At 34.9% G+C, this 5,332-nt stretch carries 5 protein-coding genes and 1 pseudogene; 5 read left to right on the forward strand and 1 reads right to left on the reverse strand.

Annotated features, from left to right (window positions below):
• Positions 1-124 precede the first annotated feature (124 nt).
• The 4 genes from NT175_00145 to NT175_00160 all read left to right on the forward strand — a co-directional run bounded on the left by NT175_00145 (position 125) and on the right by NT175_00160 (position 4,383).
• Entirely contained in the window at positions 125-988 is an 864-nt protein-coding gene (locus NT175_00145) for a hypothetical protein (GenBank protein ID MCX6233124.1), read from the forward strand.
• A 197-nt stretch (positions 989-1,185) separates the two neighbouring features.
• Positions 1,186-2,364, forward strand: coding sequence for a phospholipase D family protein (locus NT175_00150; GenBank protein MCX6233125.1), 1,179 nt, complete (start codon positions 1,186-1,188; stop codon positions 2,362-2,364).
• 91 nt (positions 2,365-2,455) lie between these two features.
• A complete protein-coding gene (locus tag NT175_00155) occupies positions 2,456-2,776 on the forward strand; it encodes a helix-turn-helix transcriptional regulator (GenBank protein MCX6233126.1) in 321 nt (106 codons plus the stop codon).
• A complete protein-coding gene (locus NT175_00160; GenBank protein MCX6233127.1) occupies positions 2,773-4,383 on the forward strand; it encodes a class I SAM-dependent methyltransferase in 1,611 nt (536 codons plus the stop codon). Before NT175_00155 ends, NT175_00160 begins: the two co-directional genes overlap by 4 nt.
• On the opposite strand, the gene NT175_00165 is transcribed toward NT175_00160, so the two are convergent.
• The gene (locus NT175_00165) at positions 4,354-4,731 is read right to left on the reverse strand and encodes a hypothetical protein (GenBank protein MCX6233128.1); all 378 of its coding nucleotides are present in this window, start codon (positions 4,729-4,731) and stop codon (positions 4,354-4,356) included. The genes NT175_00160 and NT175_00165 overlap by 30 nt on opposite strands.
• A gap of 222 nt (positions 4,732-4,953) precedes the next feature.
• Here NT175_00165 and NT175_00170 point away from each other — a divergent pair.
• Positions 4,954-5,332: pseudogene (locus NT175_00170) on the forward strand (hypothetical protein).

Genomic DNA, 5,332 nt, shown 5'->3' on the forward strand with positions numbered 1-5,332 from the left:
GCATTGATGGGATTCTTCCACAAGGGAAAACATTTGAGCCTGTCGCTCGGTGGTGTTACTCATGCGCTTGAAATTTATCAATCCGCAAAAGTAAACCACAACCTCAGGCTAAACAATATGCATCATGCCGAAGGCTTACGACTTAACTGCTCTATTCACCATCTTGACTGATGGTAATCAATGGAGATTTTATTATTCACAGGAAGGTGGTTCCTTTTCAGCAAAGTGTTTCAAGACATTGAAATTGGTTGAAGATGAAATAGACGATATTGAGTCAGCTTTTCTAACATATTTGAAACGTGAAATTGTTCAAAATGGTGAAGCCAAAAAGGAAGCTTATGCTCGTTTACAGTTAACCCGAAAACAGAAAATTATGGATGAAAGTTTGCCTCAAGCTAAAAGGGAGATTGAAGACGGTTTAATAACTTTAGTTGATGCTTTGAAGAAAATCGTAGAAAAAAGTGGTGTTACTATCACGGATGAAGAAGCACTTAAATTTATTCAAGAGCATAAGGAGCATAATTTAAAGAAAGAAAGCACCAACATAGTTTATCACGAACCATCAACAGAAGCGTCTAAAACTACTCTTGTTCCAAGTCAAAACGAAAGAACAATTTATTCTGATAATTTTCCGAATTTACATTTTACAAAAGTCGAATCAGGAATAGTTGGAAACGTGCAAGGAAATAACTGGAATAAATTATTAGATATATGTATTAGGCAACTCATAAACTCTGATTGGTCAAAGGAAAAACTTCGTGCTGCATCTTCCAGACTGAATATTGAAGAAGGACAGTTAATGCAAGATGGCTTTCATCCTATTGCTGGTACTATGTTTTCTAAGCAAGGTGTAGATGCGAACAATGCTGCAAGCATACTCGTTGATTTAGCGAAATTTTCAGGATTAAGATTAGAGGTTAACTTTCGTTGGAAAGATAAACCTGGTGCAGCTTACCCTAATAAAAGAGGAAGAATTGAAATAAATTAACTCACCATAACAAATAAATTGCCGCAATATTTTTTTGCGGGGCAGACGAGCAAAACGAAAGTGCAGTGCTATTTATTAACTTTTGTGGTGAGTGACAGTGACGAATTTCAAACCCCGCAAAAAAAATATTGTGGCAATTCTGGCACGTTATCTGCCACCTATGAGATTTTAATACCTTTGTGTAAATTTGCAAAGAAATGAATATTAAACTCTTAAGCCAAGGATTCACTACAGAAATCATCAACTCTGTTGGTAGTCATATTATTGACTATTTGAAATCAAATGATTATAAGAGATTTACTGCATTTTCTGCTTTCGCAAGTGAATCAGGAATAATAGGCTTGGCAAAAACAATAAAGGAGGCAAAGAAAAAATATGAAAGTCTGAATATCATTGTTGGTATTGATCAGAAGGGAACTTCCAAAGAAGCTCTTGAAGCCTTGATGATGTTAAAAATTAATTCCTATATATTTTATCAACCAGCATATACCATATTTCACCCAAAAATTTATTTGTTTGAAGGGAACAATTTTTCCCAATTAATTATTGGCTCTTCGAATCTCACATCTCAGGGGCTGTTCACAAACATTGAAACGTCCCTGCTTGTAAGTATTGACAACACGGTTGCAGAAGAAAAGAAGATCATTGAACAATTGAAGGAGTATTTTAAATCTATTTTCGATTTTACTGATCCGAACCTGAAACCTATTTCTGCAGAATTAATCCGGGAGTTAGTTAATAGGAAAAAAGTTCCAACTGAGGTTGAAAGAAAAGAAGCACAGGATAAAATCAAGGATACTGAAAAATCAGATACTTCAACACTCATTTTATCAATTTTCCCTCCAAGAGCTATTGCAAAGATTCCTCGAGAATTCCGAAGTAACAGAAAATTACCTCCGAGTTCGAAAGTAACAAAACCTAGCAATAAATTGAGACCAACAATAGGAAATCTTGTCTGGGTCAGAAGGAAACTCCCTGCTTCTAGTGTTCAAAATGCTGGGACTGGAACCAACCCTACCGGTGGTCTTCGACTTGTTCAGAATGAATTTAAAGTGAATGGGGTAAGAATCGATCAGACTTCTTATTTCAGGAATATCTTGTTTGGCAATTATTTATGGCAAAAAACAAGTTCCACACCATTTGTTGAATCTGCTATAATTCCATTTGAGGTCACTATTAGAGGAAAACTTTTGGGAAAAATTGACCTGACTGTAAGGCATAAACCAAGTGGAGAGGCTGGTCAACATAATTATACAACCTCGATTTCTTGGGGAATTCTTGGCGAAACAATTAAGAAGGCTTCCCTTACGGGATCTCGCCTGGAATTGTATTCTCCTAAGGGCAGAAGCAAAACCTTCCAGATTATAATTATCTAGTTGAAAGATCAAAAATATTGTTAATAACTTTTTGATTTTATGTTTATAATCAGGCGATTTGTTATTTATCTTTGGACTGAAGTTGTCCAAAATGAATTTAGAAAATACCTTCGGAGATACTCTCAGAAAACTTAGAGAGGATAAACAACTTACATTAAGAGAAGTTGCTGTTAAATTAGGGATCGATACATCGATGCTTGGTAAAATTGAAAAGAATAGCAGAAAGCCTACAAAAAATTTTATTGAGAAAATTTCAATAATCTTTAATGTTAGCAGCAAAAAGCTAACAATTGCATTTTTAAGTGATGCAGTGGTTTACCAAGTCTTGGAGGAAGAAGTCGCACAAGAAGTCTTAAAAGTGGCGGAGAAGAAAGTAAAGTATTTAAAAACGAGAAAACTTCTTGAAAAATGAAACTTATTACAGAAGCAACGGAAGAGAAATTGAGAGGTGGTTTTTACACACCGGAACCAATTGCAAAATTTATTCTTCAATGGGGAATTAATGGTAGTGAAGACTATGACATTCTTGAACCAAGCTGTGGTGATGGTGTTTTTATAGAACAAATGAAAAAATTAGATATTCGATATAATTCCATTACTGCTGTTGAACTAAATGAAACAGAAGCAGAGAAAGCGGAGTCTATCCAATTATTCAACAAACAAATAATAAATGACGATTTTCATACATTCTGCAATAACACATTAAAACGGTTTGATCTCATAGTAGGAAATCCACCGTATATCCGTTACCAGTTCTTTGATGCAAAACAACAGATTGAGGCTGAAGACATTTTTATAAAAGCAGGCTTGACATATTCCCGACTGACAAATGCTTGGGTGTCTTTTGTTGTAGGTTCATCACTACTATTAAAAGAGATAGGCGGAAAAATTGGATTTGTTTTGCCCGCAGAAATATTACAGGTTTCATTTGCAAAGCAATTGAGATTTTTCATTGCCAACTTTTATAATAAAATCAATATAATTTCATTTGAAAAGCTTATTTTCCCAAACATACAACAGGAAGTTATATTATTACTTTGCGAGAAAAACAATTCAAGCGCTCATAATATTGAGCATATTGAATTAAGAGATGCTAGTGACTTAGAAACTTTGGACTATGCACGTCTTAAAAGTCCAAAAAAACAAATCGATTTTAAGTCAAATAAGTGGACATTTTACTTTTTAGACCAAAATGAAATTAATTTTTTAGAACATATTGAAAACAACCGTAAAATTCCAAAGCTTGGAAAATTCGCAAATGTTGAGGTTGGCATTACCACAGGGTCAAATGATTATTTTACGGTTCCCTTAACAACTGTGCAGGAATACGATTTAGCTTCATATGCAAGACCGATGGTTGGTCGGAGCGTTCAGGTAAACAGTGTAATTTTTACAAAAGAAGACTGGGAAAAGAATAGACATTCGAAAGCAAAAGCCCATTTACTTGTATTCCCTGACAAACAAAAACTAAAGTCTCATAATGGCGCAATGAAATATATTGCTTACGGAGAAAGCCTAGGAATAAATAATGGTTATAAATGTGGAATTCGAGATGATTGGTTTGTGGTTCCATCAATAAAAATATCTGATGCCCTTTTTATTCGTAGAAACAATTTATACCCTCGGCTGATTATTAACCAAGCAGAGGCATACACAACAGATACAATGCATCGTGTTTTTGTCCATCCTAATGTGAACATAAACGCATTTACTGCAAGTTATTATAACTCACTTTCATTGGCATTTACAGAAGTATGCGGTCGAAGTCATGGTGGAGGTGTTTTAGAATTAATGCCTAACGAGACAGAAAGTATCTTACTCCCATATCACATTGATAATGCGGCCTTACTGGCAACTATCGACAAATTAATACGTGACAGAGTTGATATCGAACAAATATTAAAAATAACCAACGAAATAATATTAAAAAAATATTTTGGATTCTTAGACGAAGAAATTGTCTTGGCTCACAATATTTGGAAAAAACTTTCATCCCGAAGATTGAATCGAGGTAGATAGATCACCAAAAAGCACACTCGTTTGTAAGACAAGCTTGCAAAAGAGTGTGCTTTTGTAAATAATAAAAAGGCGGCATATACAAGCCTGTAACCACAAAAGTGCCAGCGAATTGTGTTCTAATTCAACATCTACTTTTGCTGTGGTTACATGCAAAGCGTCAGATGAAACTGCTGCCTTTTGGCAACTAAAAAAAGGAGATAACCGGCCATACCCAATTCCGGACACCCTTGTCAGTCTGCTGCCATTTTTCAAAGCTAAGGGTTTCATCAGCGCCTCACCTGGTTTCTTTGGATTCAGAAAAATATGGATGACATCTTTCAAAAAGATGGCATCCGTGGTTTTTACCAATATTGCTCCCCCGAAAAAAATAAAAAACCTCAAAAAATCTGGTGCAACTAACCAGCAAGATGCTTCTGCTTTTCATAAAAAAGCTGGTACTTTCATTCATAGTAGGATTTTTTTGATATAATTCGTAATATTGCTGGTAGCGAATTGTCATGCCTGATGCAATGGAAATATTATACCAATAACATTTCAGTATTATTGACAGTTTTTTTGTAACTTAGCTTAATGACGAAACAGAAAGAAATTGGACTTGATTTCGAAGTTGACAAACTGACCAACTCAATTGAAAATGTGGTTACTGACGACAGTTTTGCAACTGAAATATCCATTCTCCTTAACCGTGATTTAAAAACAGTGAGTAAAAAGAAAGGATGGCAATTCAACTGGCGGGACGAGTTCAAAGAACCTGCAAGAGATGTTTTTAAACTAACGATTGTGAACAATCCGTTTATCCTTTCAGCGTGGTCACGATGGAAATGTCTCTTTTCTTTCAAAATCACAACTTATTGAACATTATGAAAGGACACTTGGAGCATTTCATTTTGGAGGACGAGTAATGATTATTGAAACCCAGGCAGCGATAAAATTGATCAATAAATATTTT

It is taken from the genome of Bacteroidota bacterium, assembly GCA_026391695.1.
Lineage (GTDB): Bacteria > Bacteroidota > Bacteroidia > Bacteroidales > JAGONC01 > JAPLDP01.

Coding starts and splice junctions, on each gene's coding strand:
- NT175_00155 (MCX6233126.1), top strand. CDS start 2,456: ATGAATTTAGAAAATACCTTCGGAGATACTCTCAGAAAACTTAGAGAG.
- NT175_00160 (MCX6233127.1), top strand. CDS start 2,773: ATGAAACTTATTACAGAAGCAACGGAAGAGAAATTGAGAGGTGGTTTT.
- NT175_00150 (MCX6233125.1), top strand. CDS start 1,186: ATGAATATTAAACTCTTAAGCCAAGGATTCACTACAGAAATCATCAAC.
- NT175_00145 (MCX6233124.1), top strand. CDS start 125: ATGCCGAAGGCTTACGACTTAACTGCTCTATTCACCATCTTGACTGAT.